The 16,664-nt window shown below is 57.5% G+C and carries 11 protein-coding genes; 5 read left to right on the top strand and 6 right to left on the bottom strand.

From position 1 onward, the window contains the following. Nucleotides 1-82: 82 nt before the first annotated feature. Nucleotides 83-1,333, bottom strand: a complete 1,251-nt coding sequence (locus RBH20_RS18430; protein ID WP_306711403.1) for an MFS transporter — start codon at nt 1,331-1,333, stop codon at nt 83-85. Between the two features lie 429 nt (nt 1,334-1,762). Here RBH20_RS18430 and RBH20_RS18425 point away from each other — a divergent pair, with 429 nt between their 5' ends. The 4 genes from RBH20_RS18425 to RBH20_RS18410 all read left to right on the top strand — a co-directional run bounded on the left by RBH20_RS18425 (nt 1,763) and on the right by RBH20_RS18410 (nt 8,217). Beyond that, nucleotides 1,763-2,665: a TAXI family TRAP transporter solute-binding subunit gene (locus tag RBH20_RS18425; RefSeq protein WP_306711401.1), complete on the top strand. Its 903-nt coding sequence runs from the start codon at nt 1,763-1,765 to the stop codon at nt 2,663-2,665. A gap of 30 nt (nt 2,666-2,695) precedes the next feature. Next, complete coding sequence (locus RBH20_RS18420) at nt 2,696-5,062, top strand: TRAP transporter fused permease subunit (RefSeq protein WP_306711399.1); 2,367 nt, start codon at nt 2,696-2,698, stop codon at nt 5,060-5,062. A 343-nt stretch (nt 5,063-5,405) separates the two neighbouring features. After that, complete coding sequence (locus RBH20_RS18415; RefSeq protein ID WP_306711397.1) at nt 5,406-6,974, top strand: long-chain fatty acid--CoA ligase; 1,569 nt, start codon at nt 5,406-5,408, stop codon at nt 6,972-6,974. A gap of 103 nt (nt 6,975-7,077) precedes the next feature. Further along, complete coding sequence (locus RBH20_RS18410) at nt 7,078-8,217, top strand: acyl-CoA dehydrogenase family protein (protein WP_306711395.1); 1,140 nt, start codon at nt 7,078-7,080, stop codon at nt 8,215-8,217. 78 nt (nt 8,218-8,295) lie between these two features. Here the strand turns inward: RBH20_RS18410 and RBH20_RS18405 are convergent, their stop codons facing one another. Next, a complete protein-coding gene (locus RBH20_RS18405; protein ID WP_306711393.1) occupies nt 8,296-9,450 on the bottom strand; it encodes a thiolase family protein in 1,155 nt (384 codons plus the stop codon). Then, the gene (locus RBH20_RS18400) at nt 9,451-10,614 is read right to left on the bottom strand and encodes an acyl-CoA dehydrogenase family protein (protein ID WP_306711391.1); all 1,164 of its coding nucleotides are present in this window, start codon (nt 10,612-10,614) and stop codon (nt 9,451-9,453) included. A 183-nt stretch (nt 10,615-10,797) separates the two neighbouring features. Here RBH20_RS18400 and RBH20_RS18395 point away from each other — a divergent pair, with 183 nt between their 5' ends. Next, entirely contained in the window at nt 10,798-11,688 is an 891-nt protein-coding gene (locus tag RBH20_RS18395) for a 3-hydroxyacyl-CoA dehydrogenase family protein (protein WP_306711389.1), read from the top strand. Between the two features lie 662 nt (nt 11,689-12,350). Here RBH20_RS18395 and rdfA read toward each other — a convergent pair. From rdfA to RBH20_RS18380, 3 genes are all read right to left on the bottom strand, one after another. Continuing rightward, nucleotides 12,351-12,992: a rod-determining factor RdfA gene (gene rdfA, locus RBH20_RS18390; RefSeq protein WP_306711387.1), complete on the bottom strand. Its 642-nt coding sequence runs from the start codon at nt 12,990-12,992 to the stop codon at nt 12,351-12,353. A gap of 670 nt (nt 12,993-13,662) precedes the next feature. Then, nucleotides 13,663-14,397, bottom strand: coding sequence for a CBS domain-containing protein (locus RBH20_RS18385; RefSeq protein WP_306711386.1), 735 nt, complete (start codon nt 14,395-14,397; stop codon nt 13,663-13,665). Between the two features lie 548 nt (nt 14,398-14,945). Further along, on the bottom strand, nt 14,946-16,478 hold the full coding sequence (locus tag RBH20_RS18380; RefSeq protein ID WP_306711385.1) for an aldehyde dehydrogenase: 1,533 nt from the start codon (nt 16,476-16,478) through the stop codon (nt 14,946-14,948). Nucleotides 16,479-16,664 lie beyond the last annotated feature (186 nt).

The following is a 16,664-nucleotide window of genomic DNA, read 5'->3' as shown; positions in this document are numbered from 1 at the left end:
AGATCAGTGAATCCTGCTAGATAGATACTATCGCTGTCGCTAATGGCCAGCGAGATGGCCTGTTTCATACTTGTGACTGTATTCAGCTATACTTTCCCACGTGGCAGTGAGAATGGCCATGAAGGTCAGAAACGAGCAAACAAACGAGGGCGATTGTTCCCCCAACGATGCTCAGCAAGACAATTGCGGTTTTGATCGCACCAGTAGTCCCGACGAGTGGACTCAGACGGCTGATCCCGCCGCCGATGAGAACCGGTGTGAACGTCGACCCGACGCGGCCAAGTGCCGACCCAATGCTCACAAGACCGGCGCGTAACGTCTCTGAGATACTCGTGATAACGCTTCTGTACAGAGATAGTGTCGTTCCGAATCCAAAGCCAACCAACGCACTCCCAAGGACCACGACCGGGTAGGAAGGCGCGACCCCCACGAACAAAAGCCCGACACTCATACCCAGTGTAGCACCAAGGAGTGGTTGAAAACGAGTGCTGAAGTACGCCGTCATCCGACCGCTTTGTGTCGCTGCAACCGTGTGAGCCAAACTTGCCGTCGCGACGAGCAACCCGGCCTGTCCCGGTGACCCATCAAGGACGCGTACGATGACTAGCGAGTTATACGTCAGAAACGCCGTATAGAACGCATTTGGGACCGCACGTGCGATCAACAACGCTGTAATCTGGGTGTCGAGATAGGCAATGAGATCCCGAAAGTTCGGCTGCTCGGTGGTATCTTTCGACGCCGCTCGCGTATGTGGCTCGTCAAGAAATAGGAGCAACACGAGTGCAATAGGTATCGAGATCCCGTAAAGGAAGAACGGGAGTTGCCACGCGATCGCCACTAGCGCTCCCGCGACGAGGGGAAACACCATCATCGTCACTCCAGACGTGGCAAACCGAATGCCCTGTGCTGTTGCTTCAGCACTATCTTGGAAGAGATCACCGGTACTAGTGACGATGACTGGCGTCAACCCTGCGAACCCGATCCCCTGTACGAACCGAAACACTAACGCGGTATGGAAATCCGTCGTCAATCCGACGGCCGCACCAGCAACACCGAACACTAGCAATCCAGTAACTAACACCGGTTTCCGGCCGTATCGGTCCGCGAGCGATCCGACGAGCGGAATCGAAACGATGCTCGGTGCGGAAAATGCAGTAACAAGCAGTCCGATCTTCGCACCTGAGACGGCAAACGGTCCTGTGAGAGTGTTTAACAGGGGCGAAATGAGCGCAACACCGAGCGGCGGGGTTAGGTTGGTCAGTAAGAGTAATTGGAAACTCCGATTGTAGAGGACACTAGCATCTCTCCCAAAAAGGGAAGCGAGCGAAACCACAGTACTACGCCATTTTACGCTAAGAGCATATAAGCCGTTGGTATCCGTTCAGTTTCTCGTCGAGTTCGCCTTTGGCAAAGCGTTTCGTGCGCGAAAGGTCAAGAATCATTCAGCTGCGTGACCATTGTATCGAGTGTGTGCAATACGTAATCACAAGACAGCAACTGGTTCTGTGCTTCATAGAAGCTTCAGATGTTAACTATAGCTGCGTGTATCATAACATATTTTTCATGGAAGACTATTTAATGTGTGACTGTTAATACAGATTCTATGTGTGGTAATCACAAATCCGATGGTGTCGTTAGACGGTCATTCCTCAAACGGTCAGTCGGTACTGCTGGGCTAATCGGCACGGCTGGACTCGCGGGGTGTTTCGGTAACTCTGGCGGAGCGAGTAAGACGGGTCCTGGCTCCGACGGCGAGATGATCATGAAGACAGCCTCGGAGACGACGGCGGCCTATTCAATGAGCCAGGTCCTCGCGTCGGCAGTCAGTCAGAACTCAGACATTTCCGTGGACGCGCGACCCAGTCAGGGAACGAACCGAAACGTTTCGGAAGTCATTCAGGGGAAAACGGAGATTGCGTACGTCCAGAACTGGGCGGCGAACAAGATCCGTCAGGGCGAGAAACCGTTCGGTGACCTAGACTATCAGCCCTATCAGGTGTTCCACCTGTACGACCTAGCGTGGTTCTTGGCGACGGCGAACGACGACTGGACCAGCGTCACGGACATCACGGCCGACTCGAGCGTCTCGCCTACACCGAGCGGATCTGGGACGGCCGAGATGCTCGAGCACGCGCTCAGTTTCGCCGTTGACGACTATAAGCGGACGAGTGTCGATTACGGTGACCAGGCCGGTGCCATGAGCGAGGGACGACTCGACGCCGGTGCCGCGACGTACGTCAACCTCTCTATCGAGCCAGGGTGGCTCCAGCAGATGAAAAGCACCGTTGATCTCCGCGTCCTCAACTGGCCCGACGAGATCGTCTCGGAACTGGAAGACGACCCGGCCGTCGTCATCTCCGACATCGACATGAGCCAGTTCGAGAAGTACGGCTACACGCCGGACACGCTCAGCACACCGACGCTGGCGTACAACTTCATCGTCCGCGAAGACCACGACTACGACACGCTGAGGTCGTTCCTCGAGACGCTCTGGGCACAGCGCGAAGGACTCCAAGAGCAAACCGGTCTCCTCGCGCCGATGGCAGAGGGCGACGCTTGGGTGAAGAACGCGTACCCCGGTATTCCGTTCCACCCTGCAGCAGCCGACTTCTATCAGGAGAAAGGCATTTGGTCTGACGAGTTCGAGCGCGGGAAAGAACAGTAGGGCCGAGGGCACCTCCGTTACAATTCAATTATGACCGAGACAACCGACGATCCAGCAACTTCACCGGCTGACCTGCTCGCAGTCCTCTCCGAGGGGTCGCTTTCGGAACGGTTGCTGTTACCTCTGGTGTCGCTCTTCGCGGTCGCGCTCACAGGCTATACGATCTACTACGCTTGGGCTCGCCCGTTCACACAGATCATCCACGGAATGGTCTTTCTCCACTTTGGACTCTCTCTGTACTACCTTCATCTTGCCTACGAGCGCGTCGCGAAGGGCCCGTCGGTGATCACCGGCCCGATTGTCGGCAGGTGGAGCGAGTCCATGCGGACCCTGTACGCTCGGGTCGATATAGTCCTGTGCCTCGCGACGGCAGTCACCTCGGCGATTGTCGGCTACTACTTCGTAGCTGGCTACGACCGACTCACCGGGGATGCGATCCTCCTCGGCTACTCGAACACGGACCTCACGCTGGGGCTGATCGTCGTCGTGATAGCTCTCGACGCCACGCGACGAGCCTACGGCTGGTCAATCGCGCTGGTCGGCGTCGGGTCGGTCCTGTACGCGCTGTTCGGCTCGGTGTTCCCTGGCTTCCTCCAGCACACCGGGTTGAGTCTTCGTGACGTCTCCCTGTACGGTGCGACACAGATTGAACGGTCCGGTCTATACGGATTTATCACCCAGGCTGGTGCGAAGTACGTGGCCATCTTCATCATGTTCGCCGGCCTGGCCAGGGCGTACGGTATCCTGGACATCATCCTCGATCTGAGTCAGCGTCTCGGCAAGCGGCTTCGGAGTGGGATCGTCCACGTCGCCGTCATTTCCTCGATGGCCATGGGATCGATCACCGGGAGTGCGGCGGCCAATGCGGCGACGACGGGTAGTTTCACCATCCCGATGATGAAACGCCAGGGCGTCCGCAAGGACTTCACCGCCGCCATCGAAGCCGTCGCGTCTAGTGGTGGCCAGATCATGCCACCCGTCATGGGCGTCGCCGCCTTCTTGATGGCCGACTTCATTGGTGTCCCGTACGTCCGCATCATCCAGGCTGGCTTCATTCCCGCGCTCCTGTTCTACTTCAGCGTGGGTGTCGCCGTTCAGTTCGCCGTGCTCCGATACGGCTGGACCAGCGACAAAGGAGAAGACATTGGCGGCATCCTCGAAGTCGTGTTCAGCAAGAGTGCGCTCGTCATCACGGCGTACTTCGGCCTCGCTGTCGGCGCGTTCTCCGCGGCACGCCAGATCGGCGGCCTGTCGCTCGTCCTCGCGGGCGTCGCGACGATCGTTGCACTTCTCATAGGCCGGTACGTCCACGGTGTCGCCACGACATCGGTCAGTGGTGGGAGGGCAGAACTCACTGGTGCAGTCGAACAGTTCTTCCAGGGCCGATACTTCCTCGTGCCGATGGCAGTGCTGGTCTACGCGCTCGCTGTAATGCAACTGTCCGCACTGGCAACCGGACTGTACGCGGTGGTGACTCTGGTCGCCGTCATGTACGTCCGTGACGTGACGCTCCTGTTCATCGGTGACGAATCAGCGGACGCATGGGTGGCAGGGACGCGCGATGCGACTGGTTCGACACCGTCCGTCGGCGTCACGGTCGGGAAGCAACTGTTCGTCACGACAGTCAAGACCCTGCGCGGGTTCAAGAAGGGTGCACTCGACATGGCACCCCTCGTCGGTGTCCTGGCTGCAATGGGTGTCATCATCAAGATGCTCACCCAGACCGGCCTCTCCGGGAAGATCAGTCTGCGGATGGTCGCACTGGCTGGCGGGGTCCTGCTGATCGCGCTGATCCTCGCGATGCTCACCAGCATTCTGTTCGGCCTCGGTATGCCGACGCCGGCAGCCTACGTGCTCGTGGCGGCACTGCTGACGGCACCGCTGCAGGAACTCGGTGTGGCCGAAATCACGGCGCACCTGTTCGTGTTCTACTTCGCGATGCTGTCGGCGATTACGCCACCAGTAGCCGTCGGGGTCGCTGTCGCCTCGCGTATCGCGGACAGCGGTTTCCTCATCTCGGCGAAACAGGCGCTCCGAATCGGGATCGCGGGCTTCTTTATTCCGTTCGCGCTGGTCGCAAACGATAGCTTAGTCACGTGGACCGTGACCGGAACGCCTGTGGCCGCGGTCAGCGTGTTCGTCGGCGTCATCGCGTTGACAGCCGTCACCATCGGCTTCGACGGCCGACATGTGCTCGGTATTCCCCACCGTCTCGTCTATCTTCTCCTCGCGTTCGGTGCGCTGTACGGACCCGCCTTGTCTGGGTTTATTGGTGGTACGACTGCGACGATACTCCAAATCGTGACCGCGGCGGTCGCACTCGTTGGCATGGCGCTGGCCCAACTCGACCGCCTCCCCAAAGCCGTTACACCATCAGCCGAGATTCGAGAACCGTAACACCTCTGACCCGACGCTTTTCGTCGCTTCTGATGCCAAACAAGCAGTGCACCTGCAAGCGGAAGTCAACTACTTTGAGGGAGGGCACCGCGGTTGGGATATTCACATGTCAGACAGATAGACGGGTATAGACCTACTTCTCGGCGTGCTCGAACAGACAGCGTCGAACACATGTTTCGCAATCCGGGAACAACCGAGTTACCGTTGCTCGACGCCATCAGTAGGGCCGACCTCGACTATGTCATCGTACACGATTAGCTCGGCCCGGTGCTCGTGACGCCCCATCGAGGGAGGCACAATCGAGAAAACTTTTGTGTCGAGGTAGCAACAACAGCACACTGTCATGACAAACCTCGTAACGGAAGTGGCTGATACTGTCTCGTCCACGCCAGACTCGGTGGCACTATCCTACGACGGAACCGAACAGACATACGAAACGTTCTGGGAACGCACCGGCCAGTTCGCGGCCGCACTCAACGACCGCGGGATCGGCGAGGATGACCGCATCGCCATCTATCTCCCGAACCTCCCCCAGTTCGTGACTGCCTTCTACGGGGCCCTCCGGACCGGAAGCATCGTCGTGCCGATGAACCCCCAGTACAAGGCTCGTGAAATCAGCCATCTCCTTTCCGATAGTGGCTCGAAAGCCGTCGTGACCCTCTCTGAAAACGCCGAAGCCGTCGCCGAGGTGCAACCGGAGACGGACGTCGAGACCGTCGTCAGCGTCGGGGCACCCGTCGAGAGCGCGACGGACTTCGAGGAGTTCCTGGCCGACGAGATGGTCCCCGTCGTCAAGCGCGCGGACGACGATGTGGCAGTCCAGCCGTACTCCTCCGGAACGACCGGCCAGCCAAAGGGCGTCCTCCTATCACATCACAACCTCGCATCGAACACGAGATCGAATACGGCGCTACTGGAACCGTCGATCAACCACGAGGACAACCTCATCGGTACGCTTCCGCTCTTTCACATCTACGGCATGTCGGCCGTGATGAACGCCGCGGTGTTCACCGGGGCAACCTATTATCCGGTAGCCGAGTGGGACCCGAAGGTCGTCTTCGACCTCATTGAGTCAGAGGCCATCACCGTGATGTACGGCGTCCCGGCCATGTTCAACGATATGATCAACCAGCCGAACGCCGACGAGGTCGACCTCACGTCGCTTCGGTTCGTCAACTCCGGGGGGTCCAGCCTCCCGATGGAAGTCCTAGAGCGGTTCGAGGAACTGTTCGAGATATCGTTGTTCGAGGGATACGGGCTCACTGAAACGAGTCCCGTCACGCACGCGAACCGACCCAGTGCACGCCGCAAAGGAAGCATCGGCCAGCCCGTCGAGAATGTCGACGCCAAGATCGTCGACCAGGACTTCGAGGAGATGCCCCGAGTCGAGGAGGGTCCCATCGACGAGTCGGAAGTCGACCTTGACGACGTGGTCGGTGAACTCGTCGTCGCCGGGCCGAACGTGATGCAGGGCTACTCCGGGCTGCCGGAGGCGAACGAACACGCGTTCACCCACGCGGACGGAAAGCGCTGGTTCCACACGGAAGACCTAGGGTACTGGGACGAGGACAACTTCGTCTACATCGTCGACCGGGAGAATCATATGATCATCACTGGCGGCTACAACGTCTACCCTCGGGAAGTCGAAGAACTCCTGTACGAGCACGACGCGGTCGCGGACGCAGCCGTTGTCGGCACCAACGATGACCGCCGTGGAGAGACCGTCAAAGCCTTCATCGTTCCTGCGCCGGGGTATGAACCCGGGGTAGACGTGCCCGAAGAAGCGATCAAACAGTACACACTCGACAACCTCGCGGAATACAAACACCCACGAATCGTCGAGTTCCGTGACGAACTGCCACGGACCACGACAGGGAAAGTCCAGAAGTACGAACTCCGAAACGACAGCTGAAGTCGGCCGTCTCGCTTTCCACAGGAATTCTATCTGACTGTCTTACCTAACGAAGGTTGGAGATATCAGAATATATTTTACACAGCACGTGTTAGTATCTGCCATGGCGTTCCAGCTATCGGACGAGCACCGTGCTATCCAGCAGGCCGTCCGTGAGTTTGGCGAAAACGAGATCAAACCGGTCGCAAAACAACATGACCAGGACGGATCCTATCCGATCGAACTCCGCAAGAAGGCTGCTGAGTTCGATTTTGTTGCCCCCCACATTCCCCTCGAATACGACGGCGCAGGCATGGACCTGTTCGAGGCAGTCCTCGTCACTGAGGAACTCTGGCGTGCCGACCCAGGTATCGGGAGTGCCGTCGGGAGTGCTGGGTTCGGGACGAACATGATCATCAAGTATGGTGACGAGTGGATGAAAGAGGAGTGGCTCCCCAAGATAGCCAATGGTGAGGCCGCCTCGTACTCGGCAATCTCCGAACCGGCCCACGGGTCGAACGTTGCGGGGATCGAAACCCGCGCAGAGAAGGACGACGACGGATACGTCCTCAACGGCACCAAGATGTGGATCACGAACGGCACTGTCGCCGACGTCGGCGTCATGATGGCCAAAACCTCGCCTGACGAGGGCCACCGTGGCATCACAGCGTTCCTCGTTCCGACCGACCTAGACGGCTTCAAGACCGAGAAAATCGACAACAAACTCGGAATCCGGGCGTCGGACCTCGCTGAGGTCATCGTTGACGACGTTCGCGTCCCCGAGGAGAACGTCATCGGCGAAGTCGACAAGGGCTTCTATCAGCTCATGGATTTCTTTGCATCCGGGCGCACCCGAGTGGCCTCCCAAGCTGTCGGGGCTGCCCAGGCCGCCCTTGACGCCGCCCTCGACTACGCGGACGAACGCGAGCAGTTCGGCCAGAAGATTGGCGAGTTCCAGGCCATCGAGCACAAACTCGCCGAGATGGCGACCAACATCGAGGCCGCCAGGTCGCTGACTTACCGCGCCGCCTCCCAAGTCGAGAACGGCGACGACGACCTAGCAGCCAAGTTCGCCAGCATGGCGAAGCTGTTCGCCGCCGAGCACGCCGTCGACGTGGCCGATGAGGCCATCCAGGTCCACGGCGGTGCAGGCTATGTCTCCGATCACCCGGTCGAGCGCTACTATCGGGACGCTCGCATCACGAAGATCTACGAAGGGACGAGCGAGATTCAGAAGAATATTATCGCTGACCGTCTCCTATAACGGAGAAGAAACGTCACCTCTCGTAGGACAAGTCGTGTCTGTCCCTTTTTGCGCGGCAAAAATCAGCGAGCCGCAGGCTCACGGAATCCGGAATTCGAGTGCGATCCCCTGGCCATAGCCGATACACATTGTCGAGAGCCCCCGGTGCGCGTTCCGTCGGTGCATTTCGTGAATCAAGGTTACGGGGAGTCGCGCCCCCGACGCACCGAGCGGGTGACCGATGGCGATGGCACCGCCGTTGACGTTGAACGTCGCGTCGTCGATTCCAAGCTCGCGTCGGCAGTACAGCGTCTGGCTGGCGAATGCCTCGTTCAGTTCGACCAGGTCATACTCGTCGATGGTTGTTCCAGTGCGGTCCATGAGCCCTCGGACGGCCGGGATCGGACCGATGCCCATAATCTCGGGATCGACGCCCGCCACGTTGTGGCCACCGACTTCGGCCATAACGTCCAGGCCGTGCTCCTCGGCAAACCGTCGGGAAGTGAGCATAACGGCGGCCGCGCCGTCGCTAATCTGCGACGCGTTCCCGGGCGTGACGGTTCCGTCCTCTTTGAAGACCGTAGGCAATTCGGCGAGTTTCGCGGTCGTCGTGCCCGGGCGGAGACCCTCGTCTTCAGTGGCAGTGATCGGATCACCGTCTTCGTCGTGGCCTTGGATGGGGACTATCTCCTCGTCGAAGCGGCCTTCCTCGGTGGCCTCAACGGCGCGCTGCTGGGAGCGAGCACCGTACTCGTCCTGTGCCTCTCGGCTGATGTCGAATCGTTCGGCGACGGCTTCGGCCGTCATTCCCATCTGGAGCGCGTGGGTGTCGTACTGCTCGCGGATGCCGGGGTAGGAGTCGATCCCGTGGTCACGGTGGACGCGCGACATGTTCTCGACGCCGCCGGCGATGATGCACTCGCGCTGGCCGGCACGAATGGCGTCCGAGGCAGCCGCGATGGTCTGGGCCGACGAGCCACAGAGCCGATCGACCGTCGTCGCGGGCACCCGCTCGCCCAGGTCCGAGAGGAGGGCGATAATGCGTGCGAGGTTGTTGCCTTGCTCTTTTACCTGCTTCGCACAGCCCCACTGCAAGTCGTCGACGTCCTCACCTGTGAGGTCTGTTTCGGCCAACAACTCGTTGACGAGTGGGACTGAGAGGTCTTCACTCCGAACGTCGGCGAACATGCCGTCGCGCTTGCCCTGTGGGGTTCGCCGGGCAGCGACGACAACTGGGTGAGAGTCTGCAGTCATCTATTCGAATGCGGGGATACCGGTGAGGTCGTGGCCGAGAATGAGCGAGTGGATGTCGTGGGTGCCCTCGTAGGTGTACACTGTCTCCAGATTAGTGACGTGCCGCATCGGCGAGTAGTCCGCCGTGATCCCGTTGCCGCCCAGCATCTCACGGGCGATGCGGGACTGTTCTCGGGCCATCCGGACGTTGTTGCGCTTGGCCATCGACACCTGTTCTGGCCGGAGGTCACCGCGCTCTTTGAGGTCGGCCAGCCGATGAGCGAGCAACTGTGCGTTCGTGATCTGCGTGGCCATCTCGGCGAGTTTGTCCTGCTGAAGTTGGAAGCCGCCGATGGGTTTGCCGAACTGTTCACGATCGGTCGCGTACTCGAGGGCCGTCTCGAAACAGTCCATCGCAGCCCCGACAGCGCCCCAAGCAATGCCGTAGCGGGCCTGGGTGAGGCAGGACAGCGGGCCCTTCATCCCCTCGACGCCCGGGAGGACGTTTTCCTCGGGGACGCGGGCGTGCTGCAGGCTGATCTCACCGGTAATCGACGCACGCAAGGAGAGCTTCTCGTCGATTTTGTTCGTGGTGACGCCGTCACGCTCCGTTTCGACGAGGAAGCCCCGGACCGGGGTTCCGTCTATCGAGCGGTCTTTCGCCCAGACGACGGCCACGTCACTGATCGGGGAGTTGGTGATCCAGGTCTTTGCCCCATTGAGCACGTACTCGTCGCCGTCCTTCTCGGCGTGTGTTTCCATGGCCGAGGCGTTCGAGCCGTGCTCGGGCTCGGTCAGGCCGAAACAGCCCACGGCTTCGCCGGTTCCGAGTTCAGGAAGCCACTTGTCTTTCTGTTCTTCCGATCCGAACGCGTGGATGGGATACATCACGAGCGCACCTTGGACGGAGGCCATCGAGCGTAGGCCCGAATCACCGGCTTCGAGTTCCTGCATGAGCAGCCCGTAGGCTGTCTCACTCAGATTCGGCAGGCCGTAGCCGTCCAGGTTCGGCGCGTAAAAGCCCATCTCCCCCATCTCGGGGATGAGATCCATCGGAAATGTGCCGTCGATCCAGTGTTGGCCGACGTCAGGTTTGATCTTCTCGGCGACGAACTCGCGGGCGGTGTCGCGTACCATCCGTTCTTCTTCCGACAGTTCGCTCTCTAGGTCAACATAGTCGAGCATACCATACAGGTTAGAAGCAATGACATTAATAGTTCGGTCCGGAGTCCGTCTGGGCGGCACCCACCAGATACACGTCTCGCCTTCGGACACGTAGCGAAACGGGGTTTGCCGCTTTCTCTTTGGCGCACTGTGTCACACTACCAGTAAGAAACGCTTTTGACCGCACTCTCTGAGTACGACAGTATGCAGGTCGCAGTACTCGGAGCCGGTAGTATGGGTCACGGAATCGCACAAGTCTCAGCGATGGCTGGACACGATGTCGTCCTCCGCGACATTGAAGATGATCTCGTGGCCGAGGGTATCGACGGTATCCGTCAAAACCTCGCTGAGGGCATCGAGCGCGACAAGGTGACCGAAGCAGAAATGGAGGCCACGCTCGATCGTATTTCCGGAACGACGGAGCTCGGCGACGCCGTCTCGGACGCCGACCTCGTTGTCGAGGCCGTTCCGGAGGACATGGATCTCAAACAGAACATTTTCCAGGACGTCGAAGCCTCGGCGCCGGACGACGCTCTCATTGCCTCCAACACCTCCTCGCTCTCGGTCACGGAGATGGCGTCCGTGCTGGAGCACCCAGACCGGACCGTCGGCCTTCACTTCTTTAACCCACCGCATATCATGGACCTAGTAGAGATCGTCGTCGCCGAGCAGACCAGCGACGAGACGGAGGCGCGTGCGATCGAATACGTCGAAGGGATCGAGAAAGAAGCCGTCGTCGTTCGGGACAGCGCCGGCTTCGCGACCTCGCGGCTTGGCCTCGCGCTCGGACTGGAAGCGATTCGCATGGTTGAACAGGGCGTCGCCAGTCCAGCGGACATCGACGCCGCCATGCGGAAGGGATACGGCTATCCCATGGGACCGATCGAACTCGGCGACCACGTCGGCCTCGACGTTCGGCTTCACATCGCCGAATACCTCCGCGAGGAACTCGGCGAGCGATTCAAGCCACCACAGGCGCTCCGTCGGAAGGTGCGCGCTGGCAACCTCGGAAAAAAGTCCGGCGAGGGCTTCTACGTCTGGGAAGACGGCGAGAAAGTCGGTATGAGTGGTCACTGGGGAGACGATGATGAGTAAATCCCTCGCCGACTGGTCCTCCGAACTGCTCTCGGTAACTCTCGGTACCCACGCCGAGCGCATGGCTACGGTCGCGATCGAACGCCCAGAAGCACGTTATGGACCCTGAGGGAGACAGTCGGGACAGTTGAGCTACTGGCAAACGTAACCGATCCATTGAACAGCAGGAGACGCTCCAGGATCTTCAGACGGAGATGTCAGAGAGCGTCGGGGGAGCGATGGACTATTTCGGCGGGGCTGCCGAGGATGCCTCGGCCGAGACACTCGACAGATTCAATCCATTTATTACAGGAGTGTCGTGTCCACGGTCATTAGTAGTCTGGACGCCTTGGAGCACGTCCAAGACGTCGACTTGTGAGTCCATCTGGAGTGATGGTGATAGGCACGCGTAGCGTCGCCGGCAACACAGCACTGAGATGGAGACGGCGGCCCTCTCTCTGCTGAAATCCATGGTGAATCGGATAGAATATCGCTAAGTGTGATATATTTGATGGTACCCCCTCAAGATATGTGTATGTTTGTGTTAATTCATTCTTTTTCTTATCGTATTAGACTAATATAGATCTATAAAGTATAGACCCACCACAAAGCCGCTAAGAACATAGCTCGTATTAGGGCACTCGGTCGTAAGTAAATGACGGATGTTTCGATATCTTGGCTACTCACTCGGCTCCGTTGGGACAGTCACACTCCCCCTCTAAAAGGAGGTCTCCAATGTTGTATCCCTGTCCACAGTCTGTACACGTCACACTAATATCAACGAAAACTTCCAACTCTCCTGTCGATAGCTGATCTGTTTTACTGAGGCGCGAGACCGTATTGTCCGTAACAGCAAGTGTTCGACTTTGAAGACGCCGGATCGTCTCAAGAGCTTTTTCAACCTTTTCAGCCCCCTCTGGTTTTTCAAGCTCAGCGTTATGATACTCAGTGAGATATGTGTGGACTGATTGGTGGGTAACAAAGTTGGATTGCAATTCATCCACATCCACGCCGCTGTGTTCTAACGCCGACCTAGCATCCGCTTTCACACCTGCACTAACGTCTCCAGTCATGTTTTCATACTTGCGTTCAACCTCGCTCTGGATCGGATTCTGGCCATTATTAACCAACATTTCACGCAGCAGACGTTTGTTGAAGAGGTCTGCGAGATCACGGAGGCTTGTTCGTTCACCTTCCTCTCCCGTCCAACGAGCTTTCAGTTCTTCACCAAGCCCATCTAAGTCATACTCTTCGATGATGCGACCGACTTTGAAACTAGTCGGGCTGCGCCCGGCATCACCGGTCTCGTTGTTTGTTTGGGGCATATATTCTAGTACTCCGATGCCATTCATACAGTTGTCGGCAAGGCAGTATCCAGTCTGACCCAGCAGTGGAAATGTATAGCTGCTGAGTTAGTCAGTACGTTGAGGTGCTTGTCGGACATCTCGTAGGTTGGCCATAGTTGCCCGATGCTTCAATTTCATTCTCACGAACTCAACGGGAAAGTCTTCACCAGCGACTATTCTCTCGCTATGTCAAAATCCCATCCATCGAGTCGACAGACAAAAATTGAGCAGGACAGTTCATATCACTGACAACCCGTACAGGTCGAACTGACTGGTGAGTGCGAACACTCGCCGATGGTGACGGCAGATAACACGCTGACGCTGTTGAAGAAGGAAACCAGAATCGGGTAGAGGAGTCGATCTGGGGTAGCGTGATGTCTGAGTGGCAACACTACAGAAAACCTTCGCAATCCGACGATATAGTCACCGATACAACATGAAGGGGTGGTTGAGAGCTAATCTTGAGTGATCGCCAGTCGACGATTCGGCCAAATACACGCATTACAGTCTTTTTAAACCCGCTATAGCCTCAACTCCCGGACACGAACAGTAGTTGAGACAGGCAGTCTCAATACATGAGCCCAGCCAGTTACTCTATACGTCGTCAAGCTGTATGGTTCTCAGGACAACCTGCTCGTGATTTCAGGAGTCACACTGAAGAAAAGTACGACTGGCCGAAACGGAGTAGATCTCGATCAAACTCGTCCGGATTGTCGACTCGAAAGTGGAAGAGCTGATTTCGCATATCCCCGATTTCAAGCACCAACTCACGAATCACATCCTGTTGATCATCGAAAAGCGATTCAAATTCCTCCCAGTGAATAGAAATGAACTGGGCATAGTGTGCGTAGCTACAATGTTCGACCGACGCCGGCGTTGGCAGTGGATGATCATCGTCAAATGTCTCTGCTAACTGCTCCGACAGCGAATCGCCAAACACTCGTATGAAAATCTCCCGCAACCGCATTTCGATCGACTCAATCAACAAAAACGGCTCGAGCATTTGTTTTAGCCGCGTTAGAAGATCGTAGTCAGTCAGAATACGCCACTCATCGTCTCGACTGATCACGATATACGTGTATTCCGCGAGTGCATCGAATATCCCGAGGAGGTTCTCATCCTCACTGATTGTGTGTGCATCTTCAACTGCTGCCCCGACTGATATCTTGTCCAGTGTTTTGTGCCCGACCTCTAGCTGGTGGAACGCAAGGAGTGTCCGGACGACTGACCGGTAGGTGACAATCCCAACTAATTCGCCATCCCGCTCAACACCGATTTGCGTGTAGCTATTCTCAAACATCCGACGAAGCGCCGATTCAAGCTCAAGATCGTATTCGACGGTCTGGAGTTGGTTATCGATAGGTAAATCTGCGACTGTGTACATCGGTGCGTAAAGAGTTGACGCGTAGATAACTATGTGTTTCCGTATGTATCAAAGGTACGCGCACTCCCGCAAGTCCTCTCGTGTAGGTATCTTTTGTGTCTTAGGTCTTCAACCGCCCACCTATCGAGTCGTTGAATCCTGCCTCCGGCTCAAACTCCGACTCCGAGTCTGGACACGAAGCACACTCAATGCTGGTCTGGACCTCGTCAGCTCGTGCATGGCAGACCGACCGGAGGGAGGCTCGGCTGAAACGAGGAACCAGGACACGAGACGAAGACACTGTAACGATCAAGGGGAGGGTGAGACTGTTGAGGAGACGATTGCAGAGTTCCACACGCTCTTAGAAGAGCACGAGCAGGAGGTTAGTGGTCAGCTTCGGGATGCTCAGCCCAAACAAGACGGGTAACTTCCTGTAATAATACATTTTTGCGTTTGTCGACAAGTAAGCACTTGTCAGGTTTCCGTGGTCGCAGGTCCCCCAGAATGGGTCAACTCGTCTGATTGGTTACTCGTACTCACTCTGTCGTGTATTGAATCATGGTAGAGAATCAACCGAGGTTGACGTTGATTGCCTTGGTTTGGGTAAACTCGTCGATGGCTTCCATGGCGTTCTCGCGGCCGGAACCGGACTGCTTGTAGCCGCCGAAGGGCTGGCCGGCAGAAACGTCGTTGTAGTGGTTTACCCAAACGACGCCAGCTTCGAGGCGGCGCGCGGTTCGGAGCGCCTTCGTGATGTCATTTGCAATGACACCGGCAGCCAGTCCGTAGTCGACGTCGTTGGCCAGTGCAACCACGTCGTCTTCGTCACTCCAGGAGAACGTCTCCATGACGGGGCCGAAGATTTCCTCCTGAACCGATGGGTGGTCGTGGTCGATGTCGTCGATGATGGTCGGTTCATAGAACGCACCGTCAGCGAGCGACTCGTCGTCAGGTTTGTGGCCGCCTGTTCGGATGGTCGCACCGCTTTCGCGGGCGGCTTCGACGAACTCGTTTGTTCGTTCGACCTGCTCGTCAGAGACTTTCGGTCCCATGTCTGTCTCTTCCAGTAGCGGGTCACCGACAGTCATGCCCGCTGCGGCGTTAGTGAACGCCTCGAGGAATTGCTCCTCGATGTCCTCGTGGACGAACAGTCGGGAGCCGGCGGCACAGCACTCGCCCTTGTTGAAGAAGATGGCCATCATGGCTGCCTCGACCGCCTCTTCGAGGTTGGCGTCCGGATAGACGATAATGGGGCTTTTCCCACCCAGTTCGAGCGTTGTTTTCTTGATGTCCTCTGCGGAGCTTCGGATAATCTCTTTTCCAACTTCCGTCGACCCTGTGAAAGAAATTTTGGGCACGTCCGCATGGGTTGAGAGGGGTTCACCGGCATCTTCACCGTAGCCGGTGACGACGTTGATAACACCGTCCGGAACCGTATCGTCGACAAGCTCCATCAGCTGCAGAATCGACAGCGGCGTCTCCTCGGACGGTTTGAGGACCACCGTGTTACCGGCGGCGATGGCAGGACCGAGTTTCCAGACCGCAATGAGCAGCGGGAAGTTCCACGGCACGATCGCGCCGACGACGCCGTATGGTTCCTTGACCGTGAGAACTTGTTTCTCACGATTGAAGAGGTCGTTCGTCTGGCGCGTCTCGCCATTGACGTTGCGGGCCGCGGCAGCGTAATAGGTGAGGTGGTCGATGACAAGCCCCATGTCACCCATCGCTTCGGTAATCGTCTTCCCAGTGTCGAGTACTTCGAGCGTCGCGAGCATCTCCTGGTTCTCTTCGACAGCTCGCGCCATATCCGAGAGTACTCGCTGGCGCTCACCCGGTGATGCATCCTTCCACCCTTCGTCGAACGCCTCCTGTGCCGCCTCAACAGCGCTGTCAATGTCGTTTGGGTTTCCTGCTGGCACCTCACCGAGCACTTCACCTGTCGTTGGGTCCTTGGTCTCGATTCTGTCGTCGCTGTCGCCACTGACAAACTCACCACCGATGTAGTGGTTGAGGGTGTCCGGGACCGCGTCTGAAGCGGCCTCCCGGTGACGTTGTTTGATTTTACTATTCGTCTCTGTGGAATCGTCACTGGCTGTACTCATGATAGGGCAGTGTCAATATTTGCCATGCGATAGTAAATAGTTAACTGAAAAGACATTATACTCCAACATCAATACGACGCAGAAATGAGACTATCACATTTTTCCCTCAGTGGGTGTGTTGTATAACTATTACAACCAAGGCGAGATATGATACTTTTGTTTACACTAGAGGCCGTAAAACGCTGC

The sequence above is a fragment of the Haloarcula sp. H-GB4 genome (genome assembly GCF_030848575.1).
Classification (GTDB): domain Archaea; phylum Halobacteriota; class Halobacteria; order Halobacteriales; family Haloarculaceae; genus Haloarcula.
The sequence above is the reverse complement of the archived record's forward strand: the minus strand, read 5'-3'. Positions and strand labels throughout refer to the sequence as shown.